Source organism: Rhodococcoides navarretei (assembly GCF_038069675.1).
GTDB lineage: Bacteria > Actinomycetota > Actinomycetes > Mycobacteriales > Mycobacteriaceae > Rhodococcoides > Rhodococcoides navarretei.
In genome coordinates this window covers 1592687-1610693 of the sequence record NZ_JBBPCN010000001.1, presented here as the reverse complement: position 1 = coordinate 1610693, position 18007 = coordinate 1592687, and the positions used below count along the sequence as shown (strand labels likewise).

Genomic DNA, 18007 nt, shown 5'->3' with positions numbered 1-18007 from the left:
GGATATGCGGCGAAGGAAAGTCTTCAGTGTCATGGCAACGTCCGTTCTACTCTTGGTTGCGGCGTGCGGTGAAGACGGCGTCGAGCCAACCACAGGGCCCAATGCGGTGGCATCCTCGTCGGCCGTCGACGAGGACACAGCTTCGAGTCCACAGCGAGCACCAGCAGGCAACCCGTGCGACGGCACCCGTGGTCCGTGTGAGGTAGTCGCGTCCGTCGACGTGGACGGTGACGGCAACACTGACAATGTGGCCATCGAATTGGTCGACGGTCTGGTCAGCGTCCACGTCGACACGGGCGGCACTGTATCAACTGCAAGTATCGAGGATAAGCACATTCTGCGCAGCGACATCACGCCGTCGAACGTGTTCGTCGGTGCGTACTACATCACGCGCGGACAGGGCGCGGATATCGTCGTCGACGGAAAATTCGGGCTCGGCGGTTCGGAACTGTTCGGCGTGATCGGGTGGGACGACGGACCCGTGGTCGTTCCCGCTCCCCCCGTCCTTGCTTCTGAATTCGAAGACCCGACGGCATGGACGGTGCCTACTGAGGGTTTGCGAGTCCTGGTGCGGTGCCCGCAGCCAGGGTCGGTCGGGGCGGTCACGACGGAGGGTGACAGCAGCTACGGAACACCGACCCCGGGTGGTGCGTACACGGAGACTGTCACTTCCGATTGGGCAAACGGCGCATGGTCTGAGAGCGACACGACAAGGGTGCCCGGTGAGTACACCAGTCCGAACAAGCTCGCCAAGACTGGGACGTTCGAATGCGAACCGGTGCATTCCGCTCCCCCAGCGTTCGCGCCGACGGTCTCCGAACTGGATCCGAACATTGTCCTCGGCGGCCGACCGCCCTCCTATTCCGAGGGTTATGGCGAAACAACCCCCGCCAAGATATATTTCGGCGGGTCGCCCAGTGGTTTGGTCAGCGACATCGTGTGGGATTCATGGGGTGGCGAACGTGCAACCGGTCACGGAAACGCGCTGTACGTAGTCGACTCCGTCGCGGACGCCGAGATGATGCCGGCGGAGGTCATTGCCTACGACATCTCGACCTGCAACACGCGCCGCGCCTACTCGAGGGTGCAATGGTATTTCCCGTCCATGGGTGGCCATTTCGATCCGACACTCGGCAACGAGGTGTGTTGAGCCCGAACGTCAATTCTGCCGGTAACACCGATTAGGTTCCTGGACAGGCCGAGACCCGGGGCCCATTCGATCTGCCGAGTTTTCCGGCAGATCGGCAGGCCCGAAGTGGCCGTCGAGTACGCCCGGCTATTTCGATGCCCTCGGGGGTTCGGTAAAGGTCGTGTAAGCGAACCCGACCCAGGAGACTTCGATGACGTATCGCACTCGCACCGCCATGTTGGCCCTAGTTGCTTCCAGTATTGCCCTAACCTCGCTGAGCATGCTGAACGCGCCCCTGGCCGACGCCGGCATAAAGACCGGCAAAGTAATCCAACAAGTCAACGTCCGCAACGCGCCCAACACCGGCGGCCCTGTCGTCCGGACAATTCCCGCCGGAACCAGCGTAGGAATCAATTGCTGGGTCCCAGGACAGGCAGTGACCGGCCCGTACCGCACTACGTCGACAATCTGGTACACGATCGATGGTGGCGGTTACGTCACCGACTCGTATCTGGAAACGGGCTCGAATTCGGCCGTCACCCCGCGGTGTGGCACCCCGGCACCGTCGGCCAACACCGGACGCACCATGGGCCGGACAATGGCGAGCAACGACGCGCCTGCGGGACAATGCACGTGGGGAGCAAAGAACTATTGGAAAGTTGCGACCGGTTATTACCCGAATATTCATGGTAACGCGAAAGATTGGGGCAATGACGCGCGAGCCAATGGCTGGACCGTGGTAGCCGATGCGCAGGCGCGCAGCATCGTGGTGTTTCAGCCGGGAGTTCACGGTGCCGACCGCAACTACGGACACGTCGGGTGGGTCGACTCGGTGGAAAACCGAGCCGATGGCCGCTACATCCGCGGCAGGGACATGAACGGCTACGGTAATTTCGTTCTCAAGGACGTAGCTGGGATGAGCTACATCCTCGCACCATGAGCCATCCCGTGTGCGGGCGAGTCAATCGCTCGCACACGGGACCTCTTGAGCGCGTCCAGAATTCGTTCAGCGTCTCACACAACGCTTACAGCCGAGGGCCGCGCTTGCTTACCGTATCGACTGTCTGCGGCACGGAAGTACGCCCCCAGGGCAATGCGGCCATCAGGCATCACCAGCATGGGTGGAGGTTGCATCGGTAGAACCGCACCGGCAATGAGAGAACCTGCTCTCCCTCCGATATCGAGCGTCGGTAGCTGTTTGGCACCGAAGTCGATGTCGTGTCCAGATGATGCGAGGTCCATCGACACAGCCGTCAAGTCGGCGGGCGAATCGGATACGTGCGTCCCAGAGTTGATCGCGGATTCGATGAGTTCAGCCATGAGCGCCTCGTCGTCCAAGCGATGAGCCCAGTCGAATAGGTTCGATGTCCACAAAGCGACAGTTTTCGACCATGCTTCGCGCGTACCGGCGGAACTGAACTGGAACCGCTGAGCATCGAGGTATTGCAGCGCCGGGAGAGCCAGGTCGATCCCTTCGCGCAGCCGGTCGTCTCCAGTGTCGGATACGTCCCACAACGCCGCAATGTAGTCACATTTTGCCACATCCAGCATTGTGCCGAGCTCGAGCGCGAGGGTCCGCGCAGCACCGAGATGCACCAGTCCGCGGTTCTTGTTGCCGAGCAACAATTCTGCGCATGCCCGATTTCGCTCAGCCCAGGCCACTGTACGTCGGTGAGCTGGGTCCGACCTCAGCTCATGCAACGCCTCGCCGATAATGTGGGCGGCCCTGCCGAACTGTGACTTCAAAAGCGCAACCGCCCCTAGATTACATCGACAGAGGGCACTCCTCGGTCTCTGATCCAGGGCGGCGAAGACCGCGGCGGCGCGGCGGAAGGCTTCCTCCGCTGCATCGAGATCGCCGCGGGACATATGCAGGCCGGCCAAATTCTGATCGAGCATGGCGATACGGTCGGTGGCGCCCATCGACTCGAAGGTACGTCGAGCGCGTGCGAAAGCGTTCTCGGAATCCTCCAGCCTGCCTGTCTCGAGATACAGCTGACTGAGATGTGCGTCGGATACCGCTGCCGCCGAATAGATCCCGCTATTCTCGAGTGCGTTCCGCGATTCGACCAGAGCACGTTCTGCATCTGCGTAACGGCCCAAAGAGGAGTATGCAGCACCAATGTTTTGAAGGCACAGGTCAGCCTTCGCACTGACTCCCAAGCTAACGTACTCCGCACGGATCACAGCGAGTTCGTCGATCGCGCCACTGAAATCTGTCGACAGGTATAGCAGTAGCGCTAGGTCCTGCTTACAGTCGTTCTCCAACTCGGCGACGTCGTCGAACCCCTGCACCAGACGAAGCGCTTCGTGCAGCAGTGCTTCTGCCTCGGCTAGCTCCGCCAGCTCTCTTTTGACCGCCGCACGGTAGCGGAGACTCCGAGCGTGATCGACGTGCTCCCCCGCCGCCGAGAACACTGCAGACGCCCCGACCAAAATCCTCTCAGCCGAGGTGTGGTCTCCCATATGCATACGTACCGTACCGATGTTCATGTCGCACAACGCGACTGCGACCTCGTTGTCGAGCGCGACACGTACAGGCCTGGCCCTTGTGTAGGCAACGAGCGATTCTTCCAACCTGCCCAGATCTTCGAGTATTTCGCCGAGAATTATGTCGATGTCTGCCGCCTCTGCAGGCTCCACATCGACATAGAGGTTCCGGGCCGCAGTAAACGACGAGATAGCGGGTTCGACCGCTTGTCGATGTGCATGCAGCCGAGCCAATTGCCGGTGACAGTATGCACTCTGTATTCCCCCCGTGGTCTCCTCCCGACGGGAAAGCGCATTCTCAAAGGCAGTCAATGAATCATCCACACGCTCCGCGGCCATATAGAGCTCGCCGAGCTGCTCCCAGCAATCACCCTCCATTTCCTTGTGCGACGTCGAGCCGAAATAGTCTATTGCGGAGAGTAACTCGCTCTCGGCTTCAACGATGTTGTCCAGGCCCGAGCACAGCCCGAACAAGAACTGGCAACGCGCGGCGTCGAGTTCGTCGCCGTCATGCTCGTACAGGTCCCGAGCGATTCGAAATGCGCTCCGCGCCCCCGGGGAGTCATCCATCTCGATCGAGCAGGACCCAGCGCTCTCGCTGCTGTCAGCCGCTTCGGCCCAGTGCTCGGCGAGCCGGAAACACTCTGCGGCACGTACGTAAGCGCGACGCGCTGGGCCAAAAGTGTCCAGTTTCTCGTATGCCTCCCCCAGCGCGTTCGAATACAACCCCTCCGACTCGATGTCACCGCAATTGCCGCAGACCGCGCATGTCGCTTCGAGAAGTTTCACCGCTTCCTGCACATCGCCGAGTTCGGTCAACGCCATTCCCAGGATTCCAGTGCAATCGGCGGTCAGCTCGACGTCGTCCACGTCGACGAGAAGTCGGAGTGCGTAACGCAGCGAATCCACAGCCGACTTCAGCTCACCCAGTTCCAATTGCAGAGCGCCGATCCACCTCAGAGAATGCGCGATGCGGTACGCATTTCCCGCTGACTCGCAATCAGCCAAAACTTGGCACATGACGCCGAGGGATTCGTTTGTTCGACCTTGGTCCAACAAGTCGAGCCCTACCAGGAAAGCCGCACTGGGCCAGGCATTTTCGGTCATAGTCTACTCGACCCGATTCTTGGACAGTTTGCCGACTACCAGTCGGAGAACACAGAACACCAGCCCATAGGCGACGAACGCCGAAACGGATCCGACCGAGTCCGCATCCTGGCAATCCAGAGTCGATCCGTATGCCGAGGTCAACATAACGATCAGGGCGAGTCCGACGCCGACGGTCATCAGCCCTAGCTCAGGGGCGACCCCGATGATCGCACCGAGTACGACGGCTGCGCTCAGCCCCAGCACCATCGGTCCGGGTCCTCCCACGACCCCAACTGGCGACGTGAGGAACAGGACCACGTCGACTGCTCCGAACCACCCCAGGCCGACGCTGCTCACCACCGAACTGCGCAGGCCTCCAATGAAAAATCCGGCCGCCCCACTGACCACGGCGACCAGAACGAACAAGGCAATTGCTGAAATACGCAATGGGACGTTGGTCTCGACACCGCAGATCTGAGGTTCGGTCACACCGGCCAGAGCGGGTAAGAGCGCGATCAGTCCGAGTAGCGAGTACAGCAGGTTCCCGGCCGGCTCGACGCCGGGAACGCGTCGAAGCTTGCTGAGAACGAACGCGACGGCAGCGAAAAAGGTACCGATCACGAGGGACGACCCGATGTCGATGCGGCCGGCAGCACTGAGCTGAACGAGGGCAGCGACCGCCACGAAGCCGCCCAGAAACGCGACACCGTCGGGGTTGACGCCGGACAGCCCACCGCCGCCGGATGGTCGGTCATCACGTGCGAACGCTCGTCGTCCAAGCAGGAAGTGGGCGATGATCATCGAGAAAGCCAGCACGATGACGATCGCAGTCACGCAGTAACCCCGGCGCACACGGCGATGTGACCCTCTTTCGTATCGAACCGAAGGGCGCCAGCTGTCGAGTCCCGTCGCCGTGACCAATGATCACCGATCTTGCCTGGCTGTAAAAGTCATTCAGTAAGGCGAATCGAACTCGACTCGCATGGGGGTTCGGTCCAGACCTTGGCGAGCGCAACACGATGTCGAGCGCCAGTGTCGTTCGAGCGAATGACATTGCTGGGCTTGCCGACTAGACATTGACACCATGATCGTCGTGACGGAAGAACACGGTCACAGGCGAGACAGAGCAAGAGGAGTCAGCGCATGCCCTATAGACCACCCGACAGTTCCTGGGTGACCAGTGGGTGGTGGGCCGACGACACATCGCAGACCGGACGCGCCGCCGCCGAGTCGATCTCCCGCACCCAGCTGATCCACCTCTGGGTCAAGGCAGCTCCGGAGCCCAAACCGAACATCAAGCATCTTGCCGAGGACCTGGCGAGATGGATGAGCGAGCTGGGGTCCGCTACCTGGGTTGTGCAGGCGTCTTCACCCGAAGCAGCCCGACGAATGCGGCAAGGGATCAATCAGATACTCGGCGGACGCGATATCTGGGACGACGTCTGTACCGTCACGGCGCGGTACGCAGACCCCTTCGCTCGTTGCTCGGCAGGCATCGTCAGCGAGGTGAAACGTGAACGTCCCAGGGACCTGCCGAACGCCATATCGAAGGCGCTCCGCAAGTACGAGGACGGCCCACCGCGAACATCTGCCCGAAACTCGATGATCGGTGTAGTCGAGTGCGGGACCGTCACCGCCTCCCGTGCCCACGCCGACACATTCGTCGAGAACCCGGAGATCTACCGAGGTGCGATCATCGCGGCGGCGATGCGGGCATACAGCGGCAAGCTGACCGAATATTTGGAACGCACGGATGATCACATCGACGAGAGCACACGCTCAGCGCTGATTGCCGCGCTGGACGATCTCACCGAGAGATACGGCGAGCCCGACGCTGCGGACCGCTTGCCGACGCCATCCGAATCGCGGTTCGTGGACGGCACCCTGTCGAAGTTTCTGAGTGCGCGCGAGGCCGATCAGCCGGTCTCGGACGCACCTCTGATTCAGGGCAGCACTCTCTACACGACCGCCGATGTGGCCGGCGAAGCGTGGCGTCGCGCCAAGCGGAATCTCCTGCGGCTTCACATCAATGGTGTGCCATTCGACGACGAACTGATCGCTCGGGTGTACGGATCCAATCTCAAACGCGCCACGCAGGACCTACAGCGCAAGTTACTGCGCGAGGAGCACCACAGTTCAGTGAGCGACCGGCCGGCGAACTTCGACGCGGTTCTGACTCTGCCGCAGCGCAGTTCGGTTCCCGACGACGATCTCGAACACCGCCGCACTGTGCTCCGCGCCCTCTTCCGCCAGGCGCGGGAGCACGTGTCCACCAGCGAGGTGGAGTCGACGAATCCTTGGGGGTGGACGGCGGGCGGCACGTCCACCTGCTGGGAACGTGCGACAGTCCTGGAGATATTGGGCGCGTACGCGAACCTCGATGCAGATCACTTCTCCGAACTCGAGGACAACATCCAATCAGGACAGATCGAACGGGCGATCGCTCACCGCTACGACACCGAACGGCCCGCCGACACCCTGGCGGCGAACCGAAGGGCATCGATCTCGTTCGCTGCTCGACTGCTGTGCGGAGCGCTGGCCATCTCGCTCAACGACGACGACATCGTTGGTGGCGACGGTTTCGAGGTCGTCGGCCAGAGAGCCTCGGGTCAGACCTGGGCCCAGAAGACAGCAGAGGTCCTGCGTACTCTCCACGAGTATCGCGATACATGGAACCTACTGACGGAGAGCACATCATGAGCCGGCCGGTTCTGTCCGACGCGACAGCATTCAGTTGGGACAGTGGGCTTGCGCCGGCTGTAGCGGAAGTCGCCGTCGAAATCGCACCGGGCGTCGACGTCGTTCTCGACGCAGCCGACACGTCGACACTGCTGAGTTGGCGAGTGCTCCGCGACAGCAACGTGCAGGCGTTCGCCGACGCGGTGGCAGAGCAGGACGTCGTGCAGATCATCGAGACCACTCGTGCTGGATCCGAGATCGAGTGCGATGCCTTGCACCTTGTTGCGGCGTGGACACGCAGGGCCCGTACCTCAGCGATAGCGAGGTGGGAGCCCTCCCCGATCGACGAGGGTGCACTCATGTTGGACGAGGCGGGCGCGCGCTACCGCACCGGCGATCACGATGGGGCCGCACATTTGGTAGCCGCAGCCTCCCCGGCGTTGGAGATACTCACCGAAGACTGCGAAAACGGTGAGACCTGCAGTAGCGCAACGTCTGAACTCGCGCTCCTGGCCGCATCCGCCCGCGACGTCACGATCGGCGAGGACTGGGGATACGCCATTGCAGCCCTGTCGGGACGAGTCGACACCATCGCCGCTATCGGTGCCTTCGACGACGAGCTACTGATGCGGTGGCTCGAAGATCTGGTCGAGGCCGAAGCGTTCGATCTCGTCGGGAGCGACTTGGCGGGAGGAGAGTCGACCGCGCGCTCCGAAGTGGAGTGGGCGTTCGTCGATCCTAATCTCGTCCCGCCGAGAATCCTGGAGTGGAGAGGTGCCCGGGTACCCGAATTACGAGCTGAGCTCGACACCGCCGTTCGACCACCCCGGGTGGTCCTGACTGTCCGACTCGCCTATGGAGTGGATCCGCAGTGTGCCGAAGCCTCCCGACTGATCGGGTTCGCTGCAGACCGCTCGGGAAAGCTGCTCGCGACCACGCCGTTGGTACCGAACGGGACCACCCTGACGGGCGCTTTTTCGTCTATGGAAGCGGAGTTCGAGACGGCCACATTTGGGGTTTTCGACTGCACAGGCGATCCGCGAGACCTCCGTCTGGGACAACTTGCCCCGGCCCTGATCGACGCGGACCGAAATATGATCGAAGCGTGGAGTCTGGGACGCTCGGCGACTGCCGCACTTCATACCGTCGGAACTGCGGCAGACGAGGAGACGACAGATGCTGCGCAGTCGGTCGCGGACGGTTTCACCGTCGATGCGCTCGATGCAGCCGACCGTGCGGTTGCCGCACTCGAGCGTGTCCGCACCTCGGTCGGCGTCGAATCGACGCCCCTGCTCGAATTGGTGACAGCCCGTATCGACGCCATTCGGGCATTCGTCGAGCGGATCGAGTCCCGTACGCCTGAACCTGCCGGCGCACAACCACTTTTGGCCGAACTTGTCCGGGCACCGCAGTTCGACGACTCCGACCTCGATGTGCGCCGGTGACGGACCACCCGGAGGCCGATCGATCGTCCTGGCCCGTCGTACTGCTGAGGGCAGCCGACGCAGGTCCCACCTATCTGTCGTGGACCTGGCTCGACGCTCCGGCCAAACCGAGCGCTGTCAAGCTCGACCCTGCACAGACGAGCGCTGCGCTCGATCTCCTCGGTCGCGCGCTCCTGGCACCTCGGCCTCTCGACGCCAGCGGTAGCAACGGCAGCAGCGACGACGTCGAGTACGAATCCAGGGAGGCCGCCGCCCATCGTGCGCTGGCGACCGGGTCCTTCACGAACCTCGCCGAGGAACGTCTGTTGTCCGCGCGGCTCACCGAAGCGGTGCTACCCGAGACCTTGCGGGCGGAAATAGTTGACCGCGCAGGCAGCCACGGCACTGTGCATATGAGGATTACACCCAGTCCGACGCTGGCGCGCGTGCCGTGGGAATTGCTGTTCGTGGATGCAGGCCGGCGACTGCTGGATGTCGCCGTCATCACCTTCGACCCGCCGTCCACCGTTCACGCTGAGCGCACTGTGCTTCCTCCGCAATGGGCGAAGGTGAGCCACTTCCCTGCACTTCATGTTCTCGATCCGTCGTTACCGGTCCGGGCCGTCGAGCATGGACTGGGAAGAACGTTGGCAGGCCTTGCCAAGAATGCACTGATCAAGGGAATTTCAGCCGAAGCCGGTGTGGGTAACAGTAGTTCGCACACGCGACTGAACACGTCCCAGATCATCAGCAGGCTCGACCTGTCGCATCAACTTCACGTTCCGCGATCCCGGTTCTTCTACTTCGGCCATGTGTCGTCGGCGGCCGACGAACCTGGATCGGCATCGATTCACCTACACGACACCGCCGGGGCGGCCGGTTCGGCATCGTGGGGCATGGCAGAGCCCCTCCGACCACAGACGAAGCGTGGAACTCTCGCCGCCGCGCGACCGGACGATCACCTTCCGTTGTCCGCCTTGGATCTTCTGTTGGGAACCCAGCAGTGTACGGACGAAAGGGTCTGGGCTCTGCACGGATCGGACGGCCCCCAGCCCGGCCACGAAATCTGGCCGATGCCGTCCCGGGTGGCACTCATCGCGTGTGAGGGGGGCGTCGATTTCCGGTCGGCGGAGACGTTCGGTTTGGTTGTCGCCATGGTGGACTCGGGTGCTTCACTCGTCACCACGACCCGATGGACTTTACCGACCGACCACGCATTCCATTCCGTCGCCGGAGTGCGCAGATCGGTATTCCCTACGGTCGAACTGGCTTTGGCCGTCGACCGTGCACACTCTCGCGACGACCCGATCGGACTCGTGCATCAATGGCAACGCGAGCAACTGACGAAGTGGGAATCGAGCCCTGCCGCCGTCGAACACTCCCCCATCGTCTGGGCAGCGTTGACGCACACCGTCGCCGAGACCAGGGTCCCGAGAGGTGCCCAGATCCGTTCACGCGGTGCCGAACGATCCCGAGTACACGGCACCGATCCGTCGCCGGGGTAGCAGCTTCCCGAATTGCGCAACGCCCGCGCCCGTTCGGACGCTACGCAACCCAGATCAGGCATCTTTTGATGGGCGTTGGGATAGTCCGATGGACGGATATCGCTGACGACCACTAATGCTTTCGCGTAGCTATTGCTGCGCCATCGACCTCACGAAAGCACTCTCGTCCAGCTCGTTCCACCGCGTCGCAAGTGATGCCGACTCACCGAGCAGAATGCGATCCAGATCGACTCGGTATCGACCGGATTGGATATCCGCACCCGACACCATGAGTCTCGCTGCCAAGGCCGCCGTCGAACCGGCCGCGTTCGCGGCCGTTCCGAGCTGAGGCCATGACGGCAGTGTCCGTCCGACCTCGGTGAGCGAGTATCGAGTGCGCGGGGTAACGTCGCTCCCGACGATTGCGTTGGCCAATCGCGTTCGGTTCGCGGGTTCGTTGAGTTCGGACTCGCTGCACGCTGTCAGATCCCCGGCTCGACCATGGAACGGTGGGTAGTTTGCGTCGCGGTCATAGCGCTCGACGTCGAGAATGACGTTGTCGCCGTTGTCAGTTGCCATCACAACAGGAATTTGCAATGCGCGGGCCTCGAGACGAATTGCCAACTTCATCGCGAGATCGTCCATCTCCTCCACCAATACCGCCACCCGTTCTCCGCCCGACGACCGTAGAAACGTCCCGTCCGTACTCGTGTAACCGCCAGGAAACCCGGACACGTCCGAATACGGATCGATCTCCAAGATCCTTCTCTGTGCAAGCGTCACCTTCGCCATGCCCAGGTCGCACACCGAACCCTGAAGCCGGTTCAGGTTGCTCGGGCCCAGGGTGTCGGGGTCCGCGATATGGAAGCGACGGGCGCCGGTCAGCGAACATACCGCCGCCACCGACGATCCGACGCTCAGCCCCGCGATTCCGATCAGGGCCGAGCCCCACGTGGTTTGCTCGTCGTTGTCGATCAGAAAACGGTTACGCGCGGTTCGCAGACGGTAGAAGTGCTCACTGTCCGGAAGACGGACCAGGGTAGATCGCCATGGGAAGTGAATGAAGCGACTCGAACTATCCACGACACGCTCGTCGTTCCAGTCGAGCGGCAGGGAGCTGAACGAATCTATCGCGATCAGCTCCGACCGCGCGGTCGCCCAGCCGTCGACGTATGCCAGTCCGTATTCGGCTCGGCGTAGTTCCTCGATCCTTTCCGCATCATCGGTGGGGTGAAGTACCTCGATCATCGTCCACTCACTTTCCGAATGTGACGTAGCTTGACGTCCACTTCGAAGCCATCACTGGCGAACATTCCGAAGGTGACCTTCGGCTCTGCCAGCGTTCCCAGAAGACCGTGTAACTCCTCGAATTCGCTGCTTGCCGCAACCAAGGCATCCACGACGGCGGTCTTGATGAGGTCCCCACACGTAGCATCTGCCCGCTCGGCCGAGCCTACGCCGGGCCGCAACTCCACGTGCAAGGACAATCCGTCACGCAGATCCTTCTGCGGAGTAGTTGTCATGAAGAACTTTCCCGTGACGGTGTTCGACAGCCTTGGATCGGAAAGAGCAGTCCGGACAGGCTCGGGATATATGTTGACCGCGTAGAACGACACTGCGATGTCTGCCCGACGCTTCAGCACGATATAGCCGGAGTGCGCAGTCGTGGCCGCGACGTCGACGGTGTGACCGGCTTCAAACAGCCTGCGCCGCATCTCTTCCGCGCTCAGTACCTCACCGATGTCATTGATTCGGTATCGAATCAGCGGAATGGTGTTGTCGACCGTGAAAAGCAGGAACCCGTCGTCGTCGGTCTCGACGAACCGCATCGACGCGTCGTATTCCACCAATGTCGCCGACGCTGCAGTACCGCCGAAGATTGATGCATCGAGCTCAGTGTCGCCGACGGCCAGGCGTCGAACAGCGATGGTCGTCGGTGTCTCGTGACCGATCATCCCCGCGTCCGCAGTTCCGTAGACCAAGCAGACGTCCTCGGGGCGATCGGACTTGCCGACCAAGGCGAGTATTCCGTCCCGCCAGGCCTCGCTGATGCTTTCGCCGGCCAGAAGAAACTTCAGATCCTGGTCGAGTACTTGCTCACCTGCTCCATCGAGTACGTCACGGACGAAGGGTGGGTACCCGGCGACCAGTACCTGTTCGTAGTGGCGACCGAGCGACGCAATGTTCTCCCGAACGGTATCCACATGAACACCGGGCGTGACCACTGACACCGGAAAACCCCGTTTGCGAAGTTCCTCGACCGCCCGCATCGTGTAGATGCCGCCGATCCAGTTGCCCATCGCAAAGCACACCACGAGCAATGTCGACTTTCGGTCGGCTCCTTGCTGCCGCAGGATGCGCTCGTGGAGATCGACGCTCTGTTGCAGCGATAGTTCCGCGCGCGGCCAGTTCGTCGGGGTGCCCGAGGAACCCGAGCTCGACGACCACAGGCATGCGGATGCAACATCTCCACCCGGAATCAACTGCGGGAGAGAGTACATCGAGAGGTAGTTCTTCTTGGTCATGGGCGGAACGTGCGAAAAATCCGCTGATGTTCGCACGCCGTTCGGGTCGAATCCCAGGTTCATCAGCAAATCCGGATACGCGTCGGTGCTGCGGACCGCCTTCCAGAACGTGTCTAACGCCCCGTTCACTCCTGCAGCGCTCCGTGTCGACTGTGTCAACGACATGGCCGAGTTCCTTTCGTGGAACAAGACGTGGATCGTCTTGCTGCACGGGATACCGAACCCCCGAAACGTCTTTGGGCCGACTCACAGTCATGCCTGCTCTGTCAGACGATCGACGTACAGACAACACGGCAGGCAAATGGAATCCTGATCTCCTGCTGACACTCGCCCGGGGGTACGGCTCCAAAGATTCTGGCTCATCCAATGTTTCAGACAGAGGTGTATGTGCGAACGAATGCCAACTTGGCCTCCGTCATCCTTGCGGACGCCACGGTTGCTCATGCGCAACAGCTAGCCGTCCAGGCTCGGGCCGCGCAGGTTGCGCGAGAGCAGGCCGATATCGAAACCGCCCGCATCGACGCCGCACAACGAGCCGAAAATCGGAGAATGCAACGTTCGGCATTCCTTCGACGGGTGCGCGGGCAGGGTTTCAGCTTGATGTTCGTGTCGGTTCCGCTGTGGGTTCTGACTCCGGTCGTCGGGTCGATCCTGACAGTTTTCAGCGACAACATCACTCAGACGGTTTTCCTGTCAGGTGACAGCGGTGCGACCTCTGGCAGCGGACCGGGCACGCTGTACGGGCTTCTTGCCAAGCTGCTGATTGCAATGATCGTGTGCCTGGTCGGGTTGGCCTTCGTCTTTCCTTATCCGGATGGCGAAGAGGTAATTTCTTCAGCGGGTATCGGCGGGTTCGCACTGGGCGCTCTACTCCTCTTTTATCAAGCACTGGCAGGCTCGGGGTCGGCAGCGAGTTGGTGGTGGCCTCCCCTGTTCGCGGTGGCAGGCCACCTCGTGTTCGGCGGCATCAGAATGTCTGCCGCAACAGGAGCCGAGGCCGAGCCGTTCGCCAGGATGCGGATATGAGCGGCCCCAAAGGAATTCAATACGAGATCGCACTGGAACGCCGTCGCGCCGAAGACGCAATGCAGAAGTGGCGCGCGCTGAACGGACGCGTACAGGCCTTTTCGTTGAGATGCTCTGCGCTGAACATGAGCGACGCTAGTGTTCTTCCCGGCGCGGTGCCAGCCGGGACTTCCGCTGTTATCGAGGCAGCGTGCGCGGAGCTGGAGCGAACGCTGGCTTCGGCGCACACCAGGTTGGAGTCACAACTGAGCGCGCAACGCTCACAACGAATCACCCACAATCTGGATGCGATTCTCGAGGAACTGGACCAGCGAGAATCGGCAGCCTCTGTGTTGGCAGAGGACGTTCGGCCCAAGTCCTCACACAACGTCCTCGAAGACGCCGAAAAGGTCGATATCGGGACCAAGAGCGATATCGCCGACCGTGTTCGACGAGTCCTGTCGTCGTTGGTCGAGCAGTCCGATGAGCTGGAGACGATGGCGGCAGGGGTTCTGCGTGCCCCGCCAGCTCGCGCTCGGTTGCTCCTCTCGGACCTGAGCAGCCGGGTGAACGCAGCCAACCGCCGATCCCAGCAACGGATCGACAACCGCGGGCAGATCGAAGAGATCAGGTGCGAAGCTTCCTTGCTACTCGACCGCAGTCGAATCGACATGCTCCTGGACGGCGCGGACCATGCGCTCGAATCCCATCTGGACCCGACACCGTCGCTGACCTCCGCCCGGGCAACGCTCGCAATGCAGTCTGCTCTCGAACGGGAAGAGCGGGATCAGGCCTTCGTACTGGGAGTAGTGACCGAATCCCTTGTCGAACTTGGCTATTCGGTGTCTCCGATCGACCTCGAAACACCGAGTTCAGCGGTGTTCAAGCGCTCCGGTCCACAGACTCATGCTGTGACGGCGAATGTGAGCGACGGGGAGATCGGGCTGCGTACCGTCAGGACGACAGCCGCCACTGACAAGGGTGACGATCTCGCCGCCGAACAGCAGATGTGCTCGGATCTCGATCCGCTCATAGAAGCACTGCGAGCACGTGGGGTGATGCCGGGCAGAGTCAGGGCTGTACCGGCCGGCGTGACTACTCCGAAGCTGATCACTTCGACCCTTGCAGCACCGGCAACAGCCAAGCCAGCGCACGTCGGTACGCGTCGTACGCGGGAGAACGAACGGACACGAGAATGACCCCGGACGCCGGCTCGATCGACGAGTTGCCGGCGTGGCTGCGCGAGATCGACGTGGCGCTGGCCGCGAATCCTCAGATTCTCGTCACCGGGAATCAGCGCGACTTGGTGTTGCTGCCGCGGCCGCAGTCTCCGCACCCTCGAGTGTCGTCGGTTGTCGATGCCGTCATCTCGCTCCTGTCGACGGCGGGTCACACGAGCGTGATCGTCGCCGACCCAGTCGACGGTGCGAGGTCGGCGATCGACTCCGACGGTGTCGCCGCGGACATCATCGCAGCGACCGCACCGTCGGCCGAGAACGAACGTCTGCTGGACTGGCTGCCGCGTCTACTGCGGTCGGTGGTCATGTCCACACTCCCATGCTGCGTGGTAATCGACAGCGCGTCCCGTCTCACTCCGGACTCGGACTTCTCAGAGCCAGCCATGCACACGTTGCTCGTCACCGCCGAGAAGCTTCTCGTCACCGCGAAACGTGTCAAAGTCGCCGGACCGCACCGCACTCCGCTCTACAACACAGTGGTATGGCTGCTCGACCGCGAGAGCGACCTTCCCCACTGGCTGATAGGCGGCGAGCTCGCCCGCGTCGTGTCCATTCCCGCGCCTGGGATGTCCCAGCGCACAATCATGGCGGCGAGCCACGTGGCGTCTCTGCCAGACGCACCGGAACCAGGGCCACTGTTCGACGACATCGTGGCTCGATATGCATCTCAGACGAGCGGGCTGACGCTTCGCTCCATCCGCGAGATCAACCGTCTGGCGATCGACCGTCTCATCCCCGCATCCGCTATCGAGGACGCCATACGCACCTTCCGAGTGGGCGTCCCTGACAACCCCTGGCAGGATCCGGCGCTACGTAAGCGAATCAAGGACGGGCCGAAGCATCTGGAAGGGAAAGTACTCGGTCAGCCTGCGGCTGTTCGTAAGTCGGTCGACATATTGATCCGGTCTGCCATGGGCCTGACGGGTGCGCACGCGTCGTCGGGCGGGTCTCGTCCTCAGGGCGTGCTGTTCTTCGCGGGCCCGACAGGCGTGGGCAAGACTGAACTGGCAAAGGCCATTGCGGCACTGGTGTTCGGCAGGGAGGACGCGTTCGTTCGATTCGATATGAGCGAGTTCTCCTCCGAACACGCCGAAGCCCGCCTCATCGGGGCTCCGCCCGGGTACACCGGCTTCAACAGCGGCGGCGAATTGACCAACGCTGTACGACAGCAGCCGTTTCGTCTTGTTCTCTTCGATGAGATCGAAAAGGCCCACCCCAGAATCCTCGACAAGTTTCTGCAGATCCTGGAGGACGGACGGCTCACGGATGGCACCGGTGCAACGGTGTTCTTCTCCGAGACCCTCCTCGTGTTCACCTCCAATCTGGGCGTCTACCGAACCGACGAGTTCGGCACGCGGGTGCCCGTGGTGCCGCGCGGTTCCGAGTTCCGCGAGGTCGAGAGCGCAATCAGAGAAGCGGTCGGCGATCACTTCACCAAGGAAATCGGTCGGCCCGAACTACTGAACCGGATCGGCGACAATATCGTCGTATTCGATTTCATCTCGGAATCGACTGCGCGCCTGCTTGTTCCGAAGTTCGTGGATAACGTCGTCTCGCGAGTGGCTGACGCCACGGGAATCGACGTGACAGTCTCTGACTCTGTCCATCAACGATTGATCAGCGAGGCTCTGACCAAGCTCGATTTCGGTGGCCGAGGTGTCGGAACGACGGTGGAGTCGCTTCTGGTCAACCCATTGGCGAGAGCGTTGTTCGACCTGCCCCTCGGCACCGAGTCGGTGACTGTCGAGGAACTGGGAACTGACGCCGGCGGATGGTCGGTGGTTCTCCGATGACGTCGATGCTGCTCTCCCGTCTGCACTATCCAGTGCACAACCTGGGATTCGGTCGCCGAGCGGGCATCTGGTTTCAGGGCTGCACCATCTACTGCAAGGGGTGTGTCTCCCGGGATACCTGGCCGTTCGAGCCGTCGAGCGGTGTGCGCATCGATGAAGTTGCGCAGTGGCTGCGCAGCATTCCCTTCGACGCCATCGACGGAGTGACCATCTCAGGGGGCGAGCCGAACGACCAACCCGTAGCTCTCACAGAGTTAATAGCGGAAATCCATAGATGGCGCTCGTGCACAACACAACCGATCGACATCCTGCTGTACTCGGGACGGACGCCTCGAGAGCTCGGGGACAGATTCGATTGGATGCGCGGCAATGTCGACGTGCTCGTCAGCGGTCCTTACATTGCCGCCGGTGCGACGGACTGCGCACTGCGTGGATCGGCGAATCAAATTGTCCACACCTTCAGCGAACTGGCGCGCACCCGATACCCCGCCGACACGCTCGAGAGTGACTACTCCGGTCAGCGACGAGACATATCGGTTCACGTCGACGCGGAATCGATCTGGATGGTGGGCATTCCCACCGACGGCGACATGCGCAAGTTCGAACAACAACTCGCTTCACGAGGCGTGGATCTCAGGAGAACCTCATGGCTGACCTAGCTCCCGATATCGTCGTGTGCTGCGGTCGAACATTCGACCGCAATACATATTCGCAGTGCACGATCGACGGCTCGGACTTGTGGGATATCGAATCGGAGCCACAGGCCGTCGTACCGCCTCCACCCGATCCAAGTAAAGAGCCCGTCGTGCCGAGCCCGCGCACGACGTTGGATCCGACTGGCTCCCGGGCAACGCTGAGGCTGGTCACCTGTGGCTCGACGCTCGACCTCGATGCAGGACAGTCTCTTCCGGTCGGTCGTGACGACGACTATCCGACTGCGGATATCTTCCGTAGTCGGACCAATGTGAGCAGGTACCACGCAATTATTCGGTTCGACGGGCAGAGACTCCTCGTCACCGATACGCAATCGAGCAACGGAACGTTCGTCAATGACAAGAAGATTCCACCGGATACCGAGTACGAAGTTCGTCCTGGGCAGAAGTTGAGGCTGGCAGCCGACGTCGACATCGACATTCGATGGGAGTCCTGAT

General features: G+C 61.8%; 14 protein-coding genes. 10 read left to right on the top strand and 4 right to left on the bottom strand.

The features are described 5' to 3' along the window. Positions 1 to 31: 31 nt before the first annotated feature. On the top strand, positions 32 to 1150 hold the full coding sequence (locus AABD04_RS07815) for a hypothetical protein (RefSeq protein ID WP_341440772.1): 1119 nt from the start codon (positions 32 to 34) through the stop codon (positions 1148 to 1150). 190 nt (positions 1151 to 1340) lie between these two features. After that, entirely contained in the window at positions 1341 to 2069 is a 729-nt protein-coding gene (locus tag AABD04_RS07810) for a CHAP domain-containing protein (protein WP_341440771.1), read from the top strand. A gap of 74 nt (positions 2070 to 2143) precedes the next feature. Here AABD04_RS07810 and AABD04_RS07805 read toward each other — a convergent pair whose 3' ends face one another. Together AABD04_RS07805 and AABD04_RS07800 are read right to left on the bottom strand one after the other, a co-directional pair. Then, the gene (locus tag AABD04_RS07805; protein ID WP_341440770.1) at positions 2144 to 4726 is read right to left on the bottom strand and encodes a tetratricopeptide repeat protein; all 2583 of its coding nucleotides are present in this window, start codon (positions 4724 to 4726) and stop codon (positions 2144 to 2146) included. A gap of 3 nt (positions 4727 to 4729) precedes the next feature. Further along, positions 4730 to 5542: a hypothetical protein gene (locus AABD04_RS07800; protein WP_341440769.1), complete on the bottom strand. Its 813-nt coding sequence runs from the start codon at positions 5540 to 5542 to the stop codon at positions 4730 to 4732. Between the two features lie 309 nt (positions 5543 to 5851). On the opposite strand from AABD04_RS07800, the gene AABD04_RS07795 reads away from it, so the two are divergent. From AABD04_RS07795 to AABD04_RS07785, 3 genes are read left to right on the top strand one after another with little or no spacing between them, the layout of a single operon-like run. Next, positions 5852 to 7408 carry a hypothetical protein gene (locus AABD04_RS07795; protein WP_341440768.1) on the top strand — a complete coding sequence of 519 codons (1557 nt, stop codon included), beginning with the start codon at positions 5852 to 5854 and terminating at the stop codon, positions 7406 to 7408. Further along, the gene (locus tag AABD04_RS07790; protein ID WP_341440767.1) at positions 7405 to 8832 is read left to right on the top strand and encodes a hypothetical protein; all 1428 of its coding nucleotides are present in this window, start codon (positions 7405 to 7407) and stop codon (positions 8830 to 8832) included. Before AABD04_RS07795 ends, AABD04_RS07790 begins: the two co-directional genes overlap by 4 nt. Then, the gene (locus AABD04_RS07785) at positions 8829 to 10316 is read left to right on the top strand and encodes a hypothetical protein (RefSeq protein ID WP_341440766.1); all 1488 of its coding nucleotides are present in this window, start codon (positions 8829 to 8831) and stop codon (positions 10314 to 10316) included. Before AABD04_RS07790 ends, AABD04_RS07785 begins: the two co-directional genes overlap by 4 nt. A gap of 129 nt (positions 10317 to 10445) precedes the next feature. Here the strand turns inward: AABD04_RS07785 and AABD04_RS07780 are convergent, their stop codons facing one another. Further along, positions 10446 to 11543 carry a ThiF family adenylyltransferase gene (locus tag AABD04_RS07780; RefSeq protein ID WP_341440765.1) on the bottom strand — a complete coding sequence of 366 codons (1098 nt, stop codon included), beginning with the start codon at positions 11541 to 11543 and terminating at the stop codon, positions 10446 to 10448. After that, on the bottom strand, positions 11540 to 12985 hold the full coding sequence (locus tag AABD04_RS07775) for a phenylacetate--CoA ligase family protein (protein WP_341440764.1): 1446 nt from the start codon (positions 12983 to 12985) through the stop codon (positions 11540 to 11542). The genes AABD04_RS07780 and AABD04_RS07775 overlap by 4 nt, the downstream gene beginning before the upstream one ends. A gap of 240 nt (positions 12986 to 13225) precedes the next feature. Here AABD04_RS07775 and AABD04_RS07770 point away from each other — a divergent pair, with 240 nt between their 5' ends. The 5 genes from AABD04_RS07770 to AABD04_RS07750 are packed head-to-tail and all read left to right on the top strand — an operon-like array spanning position 13226 to position 18006. Beyond that, a complete protein-coding gene (locus tag AABD04_RS07770) occupies positions 13226 to 13846 on the top strand; it encodes a hypothetical protein (RefSeq protein WP_341440763.1) in 621 nt (206 codons plus the stop codon). Further along, entirely contained in the window at positions 13843 to 15024 is a 1182-nt protein-coding gene (locus AABD04_RS07765) for a hypothetical protein (protein ID WP_341440762.1), read from the top strand. The genes AABD04_RS07770 and AABD04_RS07765 overlap by 4 nt, the downstream gene beginning before the upstream one ends. After that, a complete protein-coding gene (locus tag AABD04_RS07760; protein WP_341440761.1) occupies positions 15021 to 16856 on the top strand; it encodes an AAA family ATPase in 1836 nt (611 codons plus the stop codon). Before AABD04_RS07765 ends, AABD04_RS07760 begins: the two co-directional genes overlap by 4 nt. Then, positions 16853 to 17515, top strand: coding sequence for a 4Fe-4S single cluster domain-containing protein (locus tag AABD04_RS07755; protein ID WP_341440760.1), 663 nt, complete (start codon positions 16853 to 16855; stop codon positions 17513 to 17515). The genes AABD04_RS07760 and AABD04_RS07755 overlap by 4 nt, the downstream gene beginning before the upstream one ends. Continuing rightward, entirely contained in the window at positions 17503 to 18006 is a 504-nt protein-coding gene (locus AABD04_RS07750; protein WP_341440759.1) for an FHA domain-containing protein, read from the top strand. Before AABD04_RS07755 ends, AABD04_RS07750 begins: the two co-directional genes overlap by 13 nt. Position 18007: the final 1 nt, after the last annotated feature.

Coding starts and splice junctions, on each gene's coding strand:
- AABD04_RS07815 (WP_341440772.1), top strand. CDS start 32: ATGGCAACGTCCGTTCTACTCTTGGTTGCGGCGTGCGGTGAAGACGGC.
- AABD04_RS07810 (WP_341440771.1), top strand. CDS start 1,341: ATGACGTATCGCACTCGCACCGCCATGTTGGCCCTAGTTGCTTCCAGT.
- AABD04_RS07805 (WP_341440770.1), bottom strand. CDS start 4,726: ATGACCGAAAATGCCTGGCCCAGTGCGGCTTTCCTGGTAGGGCTCGAC.
- AABD04_RS07795 (WP_341440768.1), top strand. CDS start 5,852: ATGCCCTATAGACCACCCGACAGTTCCTGGGTGACCAGTGGGTGGTGG.
- AABD04_RS07790 (WP_341440767.1), top strand. CDS start 7,405: ATGAGCCGGCCGGTTCTGTCCGACGCGACAGCATTCAGTTGGGACAGT.
- AABD04_RS07780 (WP_341440765.1), bottom strand. CDS start 11,543: ATGATCGAGGTACTTCACCCCACCGATGATGCGGAAAGGATCGAGGAA.
- AABD04_RS07775 (WP_341440764.1), bottom strand. CDS start 12,985: ATGTCGTTGACACAGTCGACACGGAGCGCTGCAGGAGTGAACGGGGCG.
- AABD04_RS07765 (WP_341440762.1), top strand. CDS start 13,843: ATGAGCGGCCCCAAAGGAATTCAATACGAGATCGCACTGGAACGCCGT.
- AABD04_RS07760 (WP_341440761.1), top strand. CDS start 15,021: ATGACCCCGGACGCCGGCTCGATCGACGAGTTGCCGGCGTGGCTGCGC.
- AABD04_RS07755 (WP_341440760.1), top strand. CDS start 16,853: ATGACGTCGATGCTGCTCTCCCGTCTGCACTATCCAGTGCACAACCTG.
- AABD04_RS07750 (WP_341440759.1), top strand. CDS start 17,503: ATGGCTGACCTAGCTCCCGATATCGTCGTGTGCTGCGGTCGAACATTC.